Genomic DNA, 14,533 nt, shown 5'->3' with positions numbered 1-14,533 from the left:
TCAGCTGGCGCGCTGACGCGTCGATGAAGGAGATCTTGTGACTACAACACAGCCCGTAGGCGAGCGCCGGGTGATTGCGAATGTGCTTCGCGGATCGATCGGCAATCTCGTCGAGTGGTACGACTGGTACGTCTACGCCGCTTTCAGCGTGTACTTCGCGAAGTCATTCTTCCCCGCGGAAGATCCGACGGCGCAGCTGTTGTCGGCCGCCGCTCTGTTCGCGGTCGGCTTTTTGATGCGTCCGATCGGTGGCTGGCTGCTCGGCCGCTACGCCGACCGGTTCGGTCGCCGCTCGGCGCTGACCCTGTCGGTCAGCGTGATGGCGGCGGGCTCGTTGCTGATCGCGCTGACCCCCGGGTATCAGACGATCGGACTCGCCGCCCCGATCATCCTACTGCTGGCGCGACTGCTGCAAGGATTGTCGGTCGGCGGTGAATACGCCACCAGCGCAACGTATTTGTCGGAGGTGGCCTCTTCCGGCAAGCGCGGGTTCTACTCGAGCTTCCAGTACGTCACCCTGGTCGCCGGCCAGTTGGTCGCGCTGGGTGTGCAGATCATCCTGCAGCAGTTTCTCGACAACGCCCAGATGGACAACTGGGGCTGGCGGATTCCGTTCGTCATCGGCGCGGCCGGTGCGCTGGTGGTGATGTGGCTGCGGCGCGGTATGGACGAGTCCGAGCAGTTCGAGGCCGTCGTCGAGGCGGAGCGGAGCGACACGGCCAGCGCTCTGCCGCACGGTCGAGACACGGCGGACGAGATGAGTGGCAGGCCCGCGCCCGCGCGTGGCTCGCTGCGGATGCTGCTGCAATACCCCCGGGAGTGCCTGCTCGTGATGGGCCTGACCTTGGGCGGCACCGTGGCTTTCTACACCTACACCACCTACATGCAGAAGTTCATGATTTACACCTCCGGCATCTCCAAGCCGACGGTGGCGTGGATCAACTTCATCGCGTTGCTGGTGTTCGTGGTGTTACAGCCGCTGGCCGGCGGGCTGTCCGACCGGATCGGCCGACGCAAGCTGCTGATGTTCTTCGGTGTGGCAGGCGCCCTGCTGACCGTGCCGATCATGACCGTGCTCGCCCACACCAAGAACCCGATCGCCGCGTGGGCGCTGATGATGCTGGCGCTGGTCATCATCACCGGCTACACCTCGATCAATGCGATCGTGAAGGCAGAGCTGTTCCCGACCAAGATCCGCGCGCTCGGCGTCGGGCTGCCCTACGCGCTGACGGTCGCCATCTTCGGCGGCACCGCGGAGATGATCGCGGTCGCGCTGAAGAAGGCAGGCCACGAGTCGCTGTTCTTCTGGTACGTCGCTGGCTGCATCGGTATCTCGCTGATCACGTACTACTTCATGAGGGAAACGTCGAAGGAGTCGACCATCGACGCCGAGGCGCCGGCGGCGGACACCGCGTCCGCGCCGGAGGAAGAACGGGAACTCACGCCCGCGCGCTCCTGACGGCCGTGGTCAACGAGGTTATGCGCGCACGCGCCGATCGTCGCCTGTGGGAGGATCGGCGCGTGCGGCTTGCTGTGGTCGAAGACGACGACGGTGTTGGCGACGCCCTCGTAGAGGCGCTCAACGCCCGCGGATACCGCGCCGAGCGCATGCGAAGGGGCGCGGATCTGCTGATCGCGCATCGCGGCTATGACGCGGTGATCCTCGATCTCGGCCTGCCCGACGCCGACGGGCTGCAGGTGCTGCGGCAGTTGCGTGAGGTGAGCTCGATACCGGTGCTGATCCTGACCGCCCGCAGCGACGAACGTTCCATCGTGCGCGGGCTGCGCGGCGGCGCCGACGACTACCTGGTGAAGCCACCGCGGATCGCCGAGCTGATGGCTCGGCTGGAGACGGTCATGCGGCGCGCGGCGGTGGCGGCGGAGCCGATGCGCGCGGAGGTGCTGACCGGGGATGTTCGGGTGGATCTCGCCGCGCGGGTGGTCGAGGTCGGCGGCACGCCGATCGCGTTGACGCAGAAGGAGTTCGAGTTGGTGGAGGTGCTCGTCGAGCGGCCGGGCGCCGCGGTGAGCCGCCAGCAACTGATGGACCGTATCTGGGGTGACGCGTTCGTCGCGGTGTCGCGGTCGCTGGACGTGCACATGACCGCACTGCGCGCGAAGCTGGCCAGGCCCGGTCTGATCACCACCATCCGCGGCTACGGCTATCGGTGGGGACAATGAGCCGGGGAGTGGAGCCGGAATGCGTCGACGGCTACTGATCGCGTTGACGGTGTTCGCGGCGCTGGCGGTGCTCGCGTTCGCGGTGCCGCTGTCGCTGACCTTCGCCACCAGCCGGACCCAGGAGTTGGTGCTCGGCCGATCCGGCGACGCCGATCGGTTCGCCACCCTGGCCGATGCCGCGGCCGCGGACGGGGATGTGCGTGCGCTGGCCGAGGAAGTCGGCCGCTACCACGAGCTCTATGACGAGCCCGTGCTCGTGGTGGACGCGCGCGGCGCACCGACGGTCAATGCGGCCGTGGATATCGATGACTCCGCCATCGTCGCCGCGGTGGCCGCCGCGCGCCGCAATCAGCGGCCGCAGCCGATCGACCGGCTGACGCCGTGGGGCGCGCCGACCATGCTCGTCGCTCGGCCGGTCGGGACCGGAGTGCAGGTCAATGGCGCCGTGTTGATCGAGGCGTCCACCGCGCGGGCCCGCACCGACATCGCGCGGGCGTGGGCGGTGATCGCGGCGGGAGCTGTCGTCGCCATGGTGGTGTTCACGCTGCTGGCACTGACCCTCAGCCGCTGGGTGCTGCGGCCGCTGGCCGCGTTGTCGCATGCGGTCGCGGACCTGACCGCGACACTGCCGAAACCGCGCACCGAAGTAGCCGCACCCTCGATCGCCCGCCGCCACGGCGGGCCGCCCGAAATGCGGGCCGTCGCGGAATCCTTCGACGCCATGGCGCTGGCCGTCGCCGACTCGGCGGACGCGCAACGTCAGCTCGTCGCCGACACCGCGCACGCCATGCGTAACCCGCTGGCCGCTTTGACAATTCGCCTCGATTCGCTGGAGCCCGCCATACCGGAGGGTGCGACCACGACCTTCCACCGCGCGAGCGCCGAGGTCGAACGTCTGACCGCGCTGCTCGACGGCCTACTCAGCCTGGCCGTAGCCGAAACCCCCGCCGCCTTCGAAGCCGCACGCGCCGCCGGTAGCACCGAAAACCATTGCGATGCGGTACAGGTAGTCGCCGATCGGATAGATGCCTGGTATTCCGCTTTCGAGAGTGCGGGCATGCAACTGGGTGCGCGGGTCGATCCGGTCGTTGGAGACGATGCCGTCGGCGGTGTGAGGGTTGCTGGAAACACTGGCGCCGGCGGAGTGGGGGGCGTTGGCGACGATGCACCCGGCGGGGTGGGGGTCGCTGGAAAGAACAATGCCGCTGGCGGAGTGGAGGACGTTGGAGACGATGCCGCCCGTGGTGTGGGGGTCGCTGGAAACAATGCCGTGAGCCGTGTGCGGGTGGTCGGAAACCATGCCGCTAGTCGCTTACCGGTGGCTGGAGACGATGCGGCCAGCCGTGTGCCGGTCGCTGGAACCTACGCGACCAGCGGCTCGCGGGTCGCTGGATACGGTGCTTCGAGCGACTTGCAGGTTGATCGAAATGGCGCGGACGTAGCGGTTCCCGCAGATGTGCTCGCGCAAATACTCGATGTGCCCCTGAGTAATTCGTGCCGCTACGCGGGTTCCGGCACACACACGACGATTACCGTCGACACCGAGCCCGGTTGGGTGACGGTGACCGTCCGCGACGACGGCGCCGGAGTGGCCCCTGAGGAGATCGACAAACTCGCTACTCGCTTCTATCGCGGCGCCACCGCACCCGCGGGTGGTTCCGGGCTCGGTCTCCCGATCGCCGCCGCCCTGACCCAGGCCCGCGGCGGGACGCTGACCGTCGAGCCGGTCGAGCCGCACGGCCTCGCGATCCGCATCCGTGTACCGAAGGCGGTCGAGCGGTGATCCAGCGTCGGAACTTCTTGGCGCTGGCGGCTTTCGGGGCTGTTGCCGGGATTTCGGGGTGCGGCACGGATGCGGGCGATGTCAACGTCCGGTTGGCTTCCGGCGAGGCTGGTGGGCTTTATCACGCGTTCGCGCGATTGCTCGCGGCTGTTGCGGAGCAGGCGGGCGATGTGCGGATCGAACCGGTGACGACCTCGGGCTCGCAGGAGAATCTGGCACGCCTTGCCGCGGGCGAGGTGGATGCGGCGCTGACGCTGTCGGATTCGGTGGGGGAGCGCGATCGGGTGCTGGCCCTTGGGCGGGTCTACGAGAACTATCTGCAGCTCGCGGTGCGGGCGGACAGTCCGATTCACCGCGTCGCCGACCTGCGCGGCGCCCGGGTGAACCTCGGAGCCGCGGGCTCGGGTGCCGCGGTCACCGGCGAGCGGCTGCTGTGGGCCGCGGGCTTGGATCCGGCGGTGGATGTGTCGATTGCGCATCGGCCGTTGCGGGACGCGGTGGCGGCGTTGGACTCCGAAGAAATCGACGCGCTGCTCTGGGCGGGCGGCGTGCCCACCAGCGCGCTCGAGGTTCCGCGGCGGATGCGCCTGGTCGACCTGGGTGAGTTGGCTGTGCCGATGCGAGAGCGGTTCGGTTATCTCTACGACCGTGTCGAGATTCCCGCCGATGCCTATCCCGGCGGCCGCGCGGTGCACACGGTCGGCGTCGCGAATCTGCTGCTCGCCGCGCCGTCCCTGCCGGACGAGGCCGCAGCGGCGATCGTCGACCTGCTGGTTTCATACGCCGACGCGTTGGTCCCGGCCGAGGCCGCGGGCACCCAATTCCTGGATGCCCGCTCACTGATCGGAACCGGCTCGGTACCACTGCATCCCGGTGCGGCAGCGGTGTATCGGCGCAGACACGGTTGAGATACGGCGTCAGCAGGTAACCGACAGGCCCGCTTCGATCTCATGCCGTTCCATTACCGCTGCGTGTGAATCATTTCGAGGTCCTGATAGTGCCGAGCCCACCGACTCGCGGGTCTCACCAACTACCGCCCCGACCCGGGTTTTGTTCCACCGTGCCTGGGTTCTGCAGCATTGCGTTGCGCACCGGTGGCGATCAATGCTGACGGTTCTTGCTCGTCTCCATCGCGGCGTCGTTGAACGCCCGGACCCTGGCTGTCTCGCGGGAGACCTGCCACACGAACCCCCATTCGACGGGCGGGGCGTCGTCGAACGGGAGGTATACGACGTCCGGGCGGAGGTAGAAGCGGGTGACCTGGGCTCCGACGATGAAAGCGCCCTCGCCCGCGCCGGTGAGCGTGAGGATTTCCTGGAAGGTCTGGGCGCGCCTGCCGTGCGCGATCGGCGCGCCGCTCGGCGTGTGCGACGGGACTCGGTCCTGCACAACCGAGTCGGGCAGCGTCGTCGGCATTCGCAGCAGGGTGACCTCGGTGAGATCTTCCAGCGAGATCGAGGCACGCCGGGCCAGTGGATGCCGGGAGGACACCGCGAGCATCCGCGCCTCGCTGATCAGGGTCGGGCCGGTGACCAGATCGGGCTCATCGATCGGACGGCTGATCAGCACCATGTCGAAGGCGTCGCTGCGCCATCCGTTGAGGCCGTCGTTGATCTGCACCTCTCGGATATTCACCTCGCTGCCGGGGTGCGCCGCGCGGTAGTGCTTGGTCGTCTCCAGAATCAGCTGACCGGCGGCGGCGCCGTTGAATCCGACGTTCAGCACACCGGTGACGCCGCGGCCTTCGGCGGTCGCGCGCTGGATGGCCTGCTGAATCCGCTGGTGCCCCGGTAGCAGATCCTCGCGCAGTAGCCGCCCGATGGGAGTGAGGGTCACTCTGCGGCTGGTTCGTTCGAAAAGCGGTGCGCCGATTTGGCGTTCGAGGCGTTGGATGATCTGGGTGATGCGGCTGGGCGACACCCGGAGCCGCTCGGCCGCCCTGCCGAAATGCAGCTCGTCCGCCAGCGTCAGGAACGCTTCGATCTCATGCCGTTCCATGGCCCTCCAGTCGATCGTTGAGTGGGCCTAAACGGTTGTTTCGTAACGCGTCGTTGTTCCCAGGACCACCCTTCTTAATCCTTGAAAAGGCAGTTGTCCACATGAATCGAGGAACACGAACCTATGAGTGAGAATTCCGAATACATCCTTGTGCTCGGCGGCACAGGCAAGACCGGCAGCCGGATCGTCGAGCGGCTACAGGCCATCGGGGCTCCGGTGCGCGTCGGCTCCCGTTCCGTCGATCCGCCGTTCGATTGGGACAACCCGGCGAGCTGGGCGCCTGCGCTGCTGGATGTGCATGCGGTGTATGTCTCCTTCCAGCCGGATCTCGCGGTGCCGGGCGCCCCGGAGGCGGTGCGCGCCTTCGGCGAGATGGCCGCGACCGCGGGCGTGCGGCGGCTGGTGCTGCTGTCGGGCCGCGGTGAGGAGGAGGCGCAGGCCGCGGAGCAGGCGCTCGCCGAGGTGGGGCTGGATCTGACGGTGGTGCGGTCCAGCTTCTTCGCCCAGAACTTCAGTGAGGGCGAGTTCCTCGCCCCGCTGCGGGCCGGGCAACTGGTGCTGCCGGTCGGGGCGGTTCCCGAGCCGTTCATCGATATCGATGACATCGCCGATCTCGCGGTGGCAGCGCTGACCGAGGAAGGACATGCGGGCCAGATATACGAGGTGACCGGACCACGCATGCTTACCTTCGCCGAGGCGGTCGCCGAAATCGCTGCGGCCACCGGGCGTTCGATCGAGTACGTCCAGGTGTCGCCGGAGGAGTATGCGGCCGCATTGGCCGAGGCTCAGGTGCCCGATTACCTGATCGAGTTCCTCGGCTATCTGTTCACCACCGTCTTGGACGGCCGTAACTCGTATCTCGGCGACGGTGTGCTGCGCGGTCTCGGCCGTCCGCCGCGGGATTTCGCCGAGTATGTGAAAGCGGCGGCGGCCGACGGCGTCTGGGATGCCGAATGATGGCCGCCCGCGGGAGCGGAGCCGCGTCATGAAGGCTGTGCGATCGACCACGCTGATTCTTGCGGCGGTGACGGCCGGACTGATGGCCGGGCTGTTCGCCGCGTTCGCCTATTCGGTGATGCCCGGCCTGAAACGTAGCGGCGACGCCGCATTCGTCGAGGTCATGCAGAACATCAATGTGGCCATTGTGAATCCGCTGTTCATGACGATGTTCATGGGTGGGCTGGTCGCCGGACTCGCCGCGGTGGTGGCGAATTGGCGCTCCGGCGACCCGGCGGTGCGGTACTGGGCGATCGCCGGATTCGTCTGCTACCTGGTGATGTTCCTGATCACCAGCGGCGCGAACGTGCCCTTGAACGACAAGCTCGCCGCCGCGGGTGATCCGGCGATGATCGCGGATCCGGCCGCTGTGCGCGCCGAGTTCGAAGGCCCGTGGGTGGCGTGGAACATCGCGCGTGCGGTCGTCAATGTCGGTGCGCTGACTTGTTTCGCGTTGGCGCTGTTGCGATCCGGCCGACAGGCCGGCGTCGAGGTGATCGCGGACCCGCGCGCCGCGAAGCCGGCACCCGCACGGCCGATGTCGCGATAGCGGATCGTCAGGAACGGACCAGGCGGGCGATGGCGTCGGTGGCCTCTTTGATCTTGGCGTCGGCCTCGGGGCCACCGGCGACCGCCGCGTCCACAACGCAGTGGCTGATGTGGTCCTCGAGCAGGCCCATCGCGACCGCCTGCAGCGCCTTGGTCATCGCGGAGACCTGGGTGAGGATGTCGATGCAGTACTTTTCTTCCTCGACCATGCGCTGCAGGCCGCGGGCCTGCCCCTCGATCCGGCGCAGCCGCTTGAGGTAGTCGTCCTTGGCTGTGATGTAGCCGTGGCTGGAGTGGTCGTCCGCGGGGTGATCCTGGGTGGCCGCGGTGTCGTGCGACGGGTGGGGTGTCACCGGCTGTCTCCTCGCTGCCTGCCGGATCTCCGGCCTGAACTGACTAATACCCCCCTAGGGTACAGCGGATCGAGTGACTTGTCAGGTCAGCGCCCGGCCGGGCAGGTCGGACGCCGGAGTCGCGGCCGGATGGCCGGCGGATCGGGACCCTTCCGACCGGGTCGCAGGGCCGGGCGGGACAATCATGTGCATGAGTTCGCATGCCCGGCCCGCTATCGCTGTCATCGGTGGTAGTGGCTTCTATGATTTCTTCGACAACGAGGCGACCACCGTCGAGGTCGACACCCCCTACGGCAAGCCGAGTGCGCCGGTCGCGATCGGCGAAGTAGAGGGTCGGTCGGTGGCGTTCCTGCCGCGGCACGGCAAGCAGCACGAGTACGCCCCGCACACGCTGCCGTACCAGGCCAATATGTGGGCGCTGCGCTCGCTCGGGGTGCGCCGGATCTTCGCCCCGTGCGCGGTCGGCAGCCTGCGCGCGGACTGGGGGCCCGGCACCGTCGCGGTACCCGATCAGCTGGTGGACCGCACCTCGGGGCGGCCGCAGACCTACTTCGACGGTGGCGGTGTGCACGTCTCCTTCGCCGACCCCTATTGCGACGAATTGCGTGCCGCCGCAACGAAATCCGCGACAGATGAGCTGCCGATGAAGCCGTCGGGCACCATGGTGGTCGTGCAGGGCCCCCGGTTTTCCACCAGGGCCGAGAGCCGCTGGTTCGCGAGCCAGGGCTGGGAGCTGGTGAATATGACCGGCCATCCCGAGGCGGTGCTCGCTCGCGAACTGGAAATGTGCTACGCCGCAGTCGCTTTGGTGACCGACCTGGATGCGGGGGTGGAGGAGGGCGACGGTGTGCATGCCACCGACGTCTTCGCCGAGTTCAAGAAGAACCTCGGTCCGTTCAAGGCGCTGATCCGCCGCTCGGTGTCGGCGGTTCCGCACACCGATACCTGCGCGAAGTGCAGTGTGCACGCGGGCGTGGCGCTGCCGTTCGAACTGCCCTGAGTCATCGGCCGAGCGGGTCATCGGCCGAGCGCGGGTCGTTGACCGAGCGCGGATCGACGGCGGAACCCGGGTCACCGACCGAGTGGAGCGGACCGAAGTTCGGCTCGCTCCGCTCAGGGTGTCGCGGCCGCGAAGGCGGCCGTGTGGGCGCGTGCCCACTGTTCGAAGGTGCGCGGGTCGCGGCCGGTCACCTCGCGGACGGTGGGGTGGACCTCGGATTCGTCCAGCGTGCCGTTGACGAAGAAGCTGACGAACGCCTCGACATATTCGCTCGGCATGCTCGCCGTCAGTTCCGCGACGGTCTCCTCGTTGGTCAGGTTCTGACAGACCAGCGGGCGTTCGAGCACGCCGGCCAGCACCGCGACCTGATCGGCGGGCAATAGCGCCTGCGGCCCGGTCAGTTCGAGGACGCGTCCCTCGAGTCCGCCGCCGGTGAGCGCCGCCGCGGCGACGGCGGCGATATCGGCCGGATCGATCGCGGCGACCCTGACCTCGGAGAATTGGGCCCGCACCACGTCACCGACCGCCAGTTGCGGCAGCCACCGCAACGCGTTCGACATGAACGAGCGCGGCCGCAGAAATGTCCACGAGAGACCGGATTCCCGCACATCACGCTCGGACTGCGTCATGTACCTCGAGACCGCGTTGCTCATATCCGCCAGCGCGGCCGAACCACCCGACAACAAGGCGACCCGGTGCACCCCGGCCTTTTTCGCGCGCGCGAGCAGGTCGGGCATGCCCGCGTAGCCGGGCATCAGAAACATCCCATCGACGCCGTCGAACGTCTCGGTCATGCTTTCCGGTCGATTCAGGTCCCCGGTGACGGCTTCGACACCGACGGGCAGCCCGGCCCGGTCGGGATTGCGCACCAGAGCACGCACCCGTTCCCCGGAAGCGCTCAACTGCGCGACCAGCTCGGCGCCGATGTTCCCAGTCGCGCCGGTCACCAGAATCATGTCGTCTCCTGCAGGCTCGGGGGCGGTCCACACGAACATAGGGCACGCTCCGCCGACGTCGCGGGCAATCGGATCCCCGCCGACGGCAACACCCGCGTGATCGGCGCTAGGCTCGCGCTGTGGACAACCCGATGCGGCTCGAAGTCATCGTGGCCAGCGTGCGCCCGGAGCGTTTCGCCCCGGTCGTCGCCGACTGGTTTCTGCGGACAGTGCGCGCACGGCCCGAATTCGACACGGGCGTAATCGATCTCAGCGAAACCCCGCTGCCGCTGGACCTCACCGACACCCCGGCGGTCGAGGCGTACCGGGCCAGGCTCGCGGCCGCCGACGCTTTCGTGGCGATCACCTCCGAGTACAACCACGGCTACCCCGCATCGCTGAAAACCGCCTTCGACACGGCAAAACGAGAATGGCGTGCCAAACCCATCGGATTCGTCTCCTACGGCGGCCTCTCGGGCGGTCTGCGCGCCGTCGAACAGCTGCGTCAGGTGGTCGCCGAAATCCACATGGTCTCTATTCGGGAGACGGTCAGCTTCCACCAGGCGAAGAAGCAGTTCGACGCGGCGGGACAGACCCATGACGGCGCGGCGATCGACGCCGCCGAACGCCTCGTCAACCAACTCGCCTGGTGGGCAAGGACATTGCGAACCGCCCGCGCCACCGACCCCTACCCGGGCTGACTACCCGCCATGGCACGGCGGCCGCGCGGGTGGCCGATGTAGGTGGCCTCGCGGGGGATGGAGACCAGGGTGAGGTCGACCTGTGCGGTGCCGGTGCGCAGGATGACGTGGTTGCCGATGGCGCCGGGCTGGTGAATCGAGAGGTCGGGGCGGGTGGCGGGCCAGCCCATCGGGTCGCCGGTGACGTAGATCGTCGTGACACCGGCGTGCGGCGCGGGCGCGAGCACCCCGTCGACCACGGTGGCCGTGAAACCCGCGTCGGACTGGTGTGTTTCGACCGCGAGGGTGAGCCGCTCCGGGTTCGCGATGGTGTTCACCAGGTTCTCCCACGCGTGCGCCCGGTCGGTGCGGACCAGGATGCGCTCGCCGACCGCGAGTGCGCGGAACACCAACTGCTGCGCCAGATATAGCTCGCCTGCGACATAGACGGTCGAGATGCCGGTGCCGACGATGCGCACCGCGACACCCTGACCCTCGTCGTCCGAGCCGATCAGCTGACCGCAGCCCGACGACGGCAAGTGCAGCGCGCCGATCACATCGATCGGGTATTCGGCCACCGGTACGGTGTCGTCCAGAGCCGGGATCGCCACCGGGAGATGAGCGAGCAGTCCGTCGCGGTGGCGGCCGTTCATCGAGATGAGGCCCTTGAGATTGGTTCGCTCCGGCAGTTCGCGTGCGGTCAGCCGCCAGGCCGCGCCGATGCTCACCGACTCGGCCGAACTACCGGGACGCAGCCGCACCGCGACCGTGGTGCCGCGCGAGGGCGCCACCCACAGCTGGGCGAGCAGGTCGGAGCCCAAGCGCGTGGGGTCGACCGCGCTGCCGATGTTCACGTTGTTGCCGATCTCCGCGTAGCGCCAGCGGTGGGTCAGCGTGCGCGGATCGAATCCGGCGGTGATCTGCAGGACCGCCTTGCGGATTTCCGGCGCGGTGAGGATGCGGGCGCTGCAGTCGGCGTCTTCGAGCGCACGCATAATGCGTTGTGTCGCAATGGTTACCGCACGCGAGGCGCCCTCGTTGCCGCCGCCGCGGCGGGCCGCGGCCTCCGGGCAGGCGATCGCGTCGAAGCTGATGGCCAGCCACACCGTGCGATGCGCGGTGGCAGGCAGCGGGCCGAGCAGGGATTCGTAGATCTTGCCCGCCGGTGTGCCGGAGCGGCTGCGGTGTCCGTGGCTGATGATGTCGATGCCGCTGAGCAGGATGTCGTGCTGGGTGAGGCATTTGGCCAGCTCGGGGAGCGGCAGCAGGTGCGAGGCGTGCACCGTCGTGCGGGCGATGCGGGTCAGCCCACCCTTGGGCGCGAGTACCTCGACGACCGTGACAACCCGGGTTCCATCCCAGTACAGCCCGAGCGAACGACCATCGGTGCCACGGAAATCGACGGTGTCGCCGATCTCGTAGTCACCGCGCGTGGCATAGCGCCACCAGGTGCTCATCCAGTCCAGCAGGGTCCGTTTGGCAATGGGAATCAGCGGCAGCAGCGCGGCGACGACGGCCACGGCGAGAGCGGGCAGCGCCGCGAGTCCGACGAGCAGCGCGAGCAGTCCGGCTCCGAGTCCGATGACCTGTGCAACAAGCAGATTCTGCAGCGAGATGCGCCCGAGGAGCGGGCGTGGTCCCGCGCCGGCAGATTCGGCCATCGTCGTCCCCCAAGTACCCGATATCGGCCGTTTCCTACTGGCCGAGCTGAACAACAGTCCTCGGGAACTGTACTGTGTTCCGCGAACGTGAGCACTGTTCGGGGGAGGAAACATGCCTTCAAAACCCACTACTCGCTGGCAGGTCAGCGGCTATCGCTTCCTGGTCCGGCGGATGGAGCATGCGCTGGTCCGCAGGGACGTGCGGATGCTGCACGACCCGATGCGCTCGCAGTCGCGAGCCTATGCCGCCGGGCTGGTGCTGGCCGTTGTCGTGCTGGCAGGCTGCGGCGTGCTCGCGCTGCTGCGCCCGCAAGACAAGATCGGCAGCAACAAGATCCTGATCGGCAAGGAATCCGGTGGCGTCTATGTAGTTATCGATGACGTCGTGCATCCCGCGTTGAATCTCGCTTCGGCTCGGCTGGCCGCGGGGGAGCCCGCCAAGCCCGCGGTCGTCAAGGACTCCGAACTCGGAAAGAAGCCGCGCGGCCAGCTGATCGGCATCCCCGGTGCGCCCGCCTCGCTGCGGTTCGAGAAGGACGGCATGGGCCGCGCCTGGACGGTCTGCGATCAGCTGAAGAACGACGGCAGCAAGGATCTCACCACCTCGGTGCTCGCGGGTGACCCCGAGCTCGGTCCGAAGGCTTCGGTCATGGGCGGGGACAAGGCCCTGCTGGTGCAGGGCAAGGACTCGGCGTATCTCGTGTACGAAAACCGGCGGGCCAGAGTCGACATGACCGACCGTGCCGTCACCGACGCGCTGAACATCACCGGCATGGCTCCGCGCCCGATCGGTGAGGGCCTGCTCAACACGATTCCCGAAGTGCTGCCGATCATTCCGCCCCCGATCAACGATCCGGGCGCGGCGGTGAACTACTCGGTCGCCAACCATCGGATCGGTGATGTGGTGGAGGTGCAGACGGTACCGGGTATCCACTACGTCGTTCTGCAAGACGGCTTGCAGCAGATTTCTCCGTTGACCGCCAACATCATTCGTAACCGCTACCGGTCCACGGCGTCCAGCACCACCATCGATCAGACCGACAAGACCAATGCCAACGTCTCGCACACTTTGCGCGTAGAGCTCTACCCGCACACCGCGCCGACCATCATCCAAGCCAAGGACCAGCCGGTCGGCTGCCTGTCCTGGAAGCCGATCGCCGCGGCCGCGGACAACAAGGACGGCAATCGCGCCGAGCTGTCGGTAATCATCGGTGTGGCCCTGCCGATTCCGGACAAGGCCAAATTGGTGCCGCTCGCGCAGGCGGACGGTTCCGGCGCGAACGCCGACTCGGTGTACATCAAGCCAGGCACCGGCGCGTTCATCCAGAGCACCGGCATCGAACCGGACAGCCGCCGCAAGGACAGCATGTTCTACATCGCCGACACCGGAGTCCGCTACGGCATCAAGAACGCCGACGCGGCCAAAGCACTCGGGATGGATACCGAGGCGGGCGTGAAGCCCGAACCCGCACCATGGCCGATCGTCGGCCTGCTCGCCTCCGGCCCCAGCCTCGGTAGGGAAGAGGCGATGGTCGCGCACGACGGCGTTGCTCCGGACCCATCGCCTGCGAAACAGCCTGTGGCATCGGTGAAATAGTGTCGATGCACCGCTGAGCGGTAGCGAACAGCCTGCCGCTCAGCGGGATTCGTTTTCAGACAAGTCCGTGTGAATGCTTCGAACTCCGAGTCCGGATGTCGTCGGAGTTGGCTCTGAACACACGCCGGGCGCGCGCTCGGCCACTGGCGGGCGCGGCGAACTCGGATGCGTGCAGTTCTGATCGGTTGCGCCTGGTTGGGGGACGGGCGATCGATCTGAAATTTGATGGAACCGATGCGGGTCTCATTGCGTCAAAACTACTGACGGACCAAAGCTCGGAAGTGAAACCAGCTGTGGCGCAATGGGTATCACGTATGGACGCGTTGCGGACTGCGATCCTGCGGGATTCTGGCGACATCGTCGAGCCTGGGTACGTTTTTGTGTGAATCGACAGGCAACCTCCGGGGTGGATTCGACTGCCGCGGTTATCGAGAGTTAAAGGGAGAGTATGAGCAACGCGAAGAAGATCGCCGCTTCGTTGGCTGTGTCCATGGCTGGATTCGGCATGATCGGAATGGCAGGCGCCACGACTGCGTCCGCTCACCCGGGCCCTATTACCGGTAATGAGATCTACAATTCAGACGCGGAATGCTACCAGGATATGCGTTTTCATCAGACCACAACAGAATGGGAATGCACCGATATGCCAAACGGTCAGTCCAGGCTGGAGGGTAAGACTCATGCCCAGTGACAGTGGCCGCTCGAGCGGCCACTGATCACGGAACCACGAGGGGTCTCAGCGCTTCTGCTGGGGCCCCTCGCATGAGTTCACTGAAACACTGAGCGGATGCGCTGCCGTG

General features: G+C 67.2%; 14 protein-coding genes. 10 read left to right on the top strand and 4 right to left on the bottom strand.

What is annotated here, in order from left to right:
• Positions 1-37 precede the first annotated feature (37 nt).
• The 4 genes from ACFU4Z_RS01535 (at position 38) to ACFU4Z_RS01520 (ending at position 4,872) form a co-directional block, all read left to right on the top strand.
• The gene (locus ACFU4Z_RS01535) at positions 38-1,459 is read left to right on the top strand and encodes an MFS transporter (protein WP_379058748.1); all 1,422 of its coding nucleotides are present in this window, start codon (positions 38-40) and stop codon (positions 1,457-1,459) included.
• A 62-nt stretch (positions 1,460-1,521) separates the two neighbouring features.
• The gene (locus ACFU4Z_RS01530; protein ID WP_379058746.1) at positions 1,522-2,181 is read left to right on the top strand and encodes a response regulator transcription factor; all 660 of its coding nucleotides are present in this window, start codon (positions 1,522-1,524) and stop codon (positions 2,179-2,181) included.
• Positions 2,182-2,200: 19 nt separating this feature from the next.
• Entirely contained in the window at positions 2,201-3,964 is a 1,764-nt protein-coding gene (locus ACFU4Z_RS01525; RefSeq protein ID WP_379058743.1) for an ATP-binding protein, read from the top strand.
• A complete protein-coding gene (locus ACFU4Z_RS01520; RefSeq protein WP_379058740.1) occupies positions 3,961-4,872 on the top strand; it encodes a TAXI family TRAP transporter solute-binding subunit in 912 nt (303 codons plus the stop codon). The genes ACFU4Z_RS01525 and ACFU4Z_RS01520 overlap by 4 nt, the downstream gene beginning before the upstream one ends.
• A 193-nt stretch (positions 4,873-5,065) precedes the next feature.
• Here the strand turns inward: ACFU4Z_RS01520 and ACFU4Z_RS01515 are convergent, their stop codons facing one another.
• On the bottom strand, positions 5,066-5,962 hold the full coding sequence (locus tag ACFU4Z_RS01515; RefSeq protein ID WP_379058737.1) for a LysR family transcriptional regulator: 897 nt from the start codon (positions 5,960-5,962) through the stop codon (positions 5,066-5,068).
• A gap of 123 nt (positions 5,963-6,085) precedes the next feature.
• Between ACFU4Z_RS01515 and ACFU4Z_RS01510 the strand changes: the two genes are divergently transcribed.
• Together ACFU4Z_RS01510 and ACFU4Z_RS01505 are read left to right on the top strand one after the other, a co-directional pair.
• A complete protein-coding gene (locus ACFU4Z_RS01510) occupies positions 6,086-6,919 on the top strand; it encodes an SDR family oxidoreductase (RefSeq protein WP_379058734.1) in 834 nt (277 codons plus the stop codon).
• Positions 6,920-6,947: 28 nt separating this feature from the next.
• Positions 6,948-7,508 (top strand): DUF1772 domain-containing protein, encoded by a 561-nt coding sequence (locus tag ACFU4Z_RS01505; RefSeq protein WP_379058730.1) that lies wholly within the window; start codon positions 6,948-6,950, stop codon positions 7,506-7,508.
• Between the two features lie 7 nt (positions 7,509-7,515).
• Here ACFU4Z_RS01505 and ACFU4Z_RS01500 read toward each other — a convergent pair whose 3' ends face one another.
• Positions 7,516-7,860 (bottom strand): metal-sensitive transcriptional regulator, encoded by a 345-nt coding sequence (locus ACFU4Z_RS01500; RefSeq protein WP_379058727.1) that lies wholly within the window; start codon positions 7,858-7,860, stop codon positions 7,516-7,518.
• 190 nt (positions 7,861-8,050) lie between these two features.
• Between ACFU4Z_RS01500 and ACFU4Z_RS01495 the strand changes: the two genes are divergently transcribed.
• The gene (locus tag ACFU4Z_RS01495) at positions 8,051-8,860 is read left to right on the top strand and encodes an S-methyl-5'-thioadenosine phosphorylase (protein ID WP_379058724.1); all 810 of its coding nucleotides are present in this window, start codon (positions 8,051-8,053) and stop codon (positions 8,858-8,860) included.
• A 113-nt stretch (positions 8,861-8,973) separates the two neighbouring features.
• On the opposite strand, the gene ACFU4Z_RS01490 is transcribed toward ACFU4Z_RS01495, so the two are convergent.
• Complete coding sequence (locus ACFU4Z_RS01490; RefSeq protein ID WP_379058721.1) at positions 8,974-9,816, bottom strand: NAD(P)H-binding protein; 843 nt, start codon at positions 9,814-9,816, stop codon at positions 8,974-8,976.
• A gap of 131 nt (positions 9,817-9,947) precedes the next feature.
• On the opposite strand from ACFU4Z_RS01490, the gene ACFU4Z_RS01485 reads away from it, so the two are divergent.
• Positions 9,948-10,496, top strand: a complete 549-nt coding sequence (locus ACFU4Z_RS01485; protein WP_379059293.1) for an NADPH-dependent FMN reductase — start codon at positions 9,948-9,950, stop codon at positions 10,494-10,496.
• On the opposite strand, the gene eccE is transcribed toward ACFU4Z_RS01485, so the two are convergent.
• Positions 10,484-12,136, bottom strand: coding sequence for a type VII secretion protein EccE (gene eccE, locus ACFU4Z_RS01480; protein ID WP_379058718.1), 1,653 nt, complete (start codon positions 12,134-12,136; stop codon positions 10,484-10,486). The two genes, ACFU4Z_RS01485 and eccE, sit on opposite strands and share 13 nt — an antisense overlap.
• 112 nt (positions 12,137-12,248) lie before the next feature.
• Between eccE and eccB the strand changes: the two genes are divergently transcribed.
• Together eccB and ACFU4Z_RS01470 are read left to right on the top strand one after the other, a co-directional pair.
• Positions 12,249-13,733, top strand: a complete 1,485-nt coding sequence (gene eccB, locus ACFU4Z_RS01475) for a type VII secretion protein EccB (RefSeq protein ID WP_379058715.1) — start codon at positions 12,249-12,251, stop codon at positions 13,731-13,733.
• Between the two features lie 448 nt (positions 13,734-14,181).
• Positions 14,182-14,424 carry a hypothetical protein gene (locus ACFU4Z_RS01470; protein WP_379058713.1) on the top strand — a complete coding sequence of 81 codons (243 nt, stop codon included), beginning with the start codon at positions 14,182-14,184 and terminating at the stop codon, positions 14,422-14,424.
• Positions 14,425-14,533: the final 109 nt, after the last annotated feature.

This window comes from Nocardia sp. NPDC057440 (assembly GCF_042802915.1).
Lineage (GTDB): Bacteria > Actinomycetota > Actinomycetes > Mycobacteriales > Mycobacteriaceae > Nocardia.
This window is presented reverse-complemented; position numbering and strand designations above follow the sequence as displayed.

What these genes read in the sequence shown, in the direction of transcription:
- ACFU4Z_RS01525 (WP_379058743.1), top strand. Translation starts at nt 2,201, where the DNA reads ATGCGTCGACGGCTACTGATCGCGTTGACGGTGTTCGCGGCGCTGGCG.
- ACFU4Z_RS01515 (WP_379058737.1), bottom strand. Translation starts at nt 5,962, where the DNA reads ATGGAACGGCATGAGATCGAAGCGTTCCTGACGCTGGCGGACGAGCTG.
- ACFU4Z_RS01510 (WP_379058734.1), top strand. Translation starts at nt 6,086, where the DNA reads ATGAGTGAGAATTCCGAATACATCCTTGTGCTCGGCGGCACAGGCAAG.
- ACFU4Z_RS01505 (WP_379058730.1), top strand. Translation starts at nt 6,948, where the DNA reads ATGAAGGCTGTGCGATCGACCACGCTGATTCTTGCGGCGGTGACGGCC.
- ACFU4Z_RS01495 (WP_379058724.1), top strand. Translation starts at nt 8,051, where the DNA reads ATGAGTTCGCATGCCCGGCCCGCTATCGCTGTCATCGGTGGTAGTGGC.
- ACFU4Z_RS01490 (WP_379058721.1), bottom strand. Translation starts at nt 9,816, where the DNA reads ATGATTCTGGTGACCGGCGCGACTGGGAACATCGGCGCCGAGCTGGTC.
- ACFU4Z_RS01485 (WP_379059293.1), top strand. Translation starts at nt 9,948, where the DNA reads ATGCGGCTCGAAGTCATCGTGGCCAGCGTGCGCCCGGAGCGTTTCGCC.
- eccE (WP_379058718.1), bottom strand. Translation starts at nt 12,136, where the DNA reads ATGGCCGAATCTGCCGGCGCGGGACCACGCCCGCTCCTCGGGCGCATC.
- eccB (WP_379058715.1), top strand. Translation starts at nt 12,249, where the DNA reads ATGCCTTCAAAACCCACTACTCGCTGGCAGGTCAGCGGCTATCGCTTC.
- ACFU4Z_RS01470 (WP_379058713.1), top strand. Translation starts at nt 14,182, where the DNA reads ATGAGCAACGCGAAGAAGATCGCCGCTTCGTTGGCTGTGTCCATGGCT.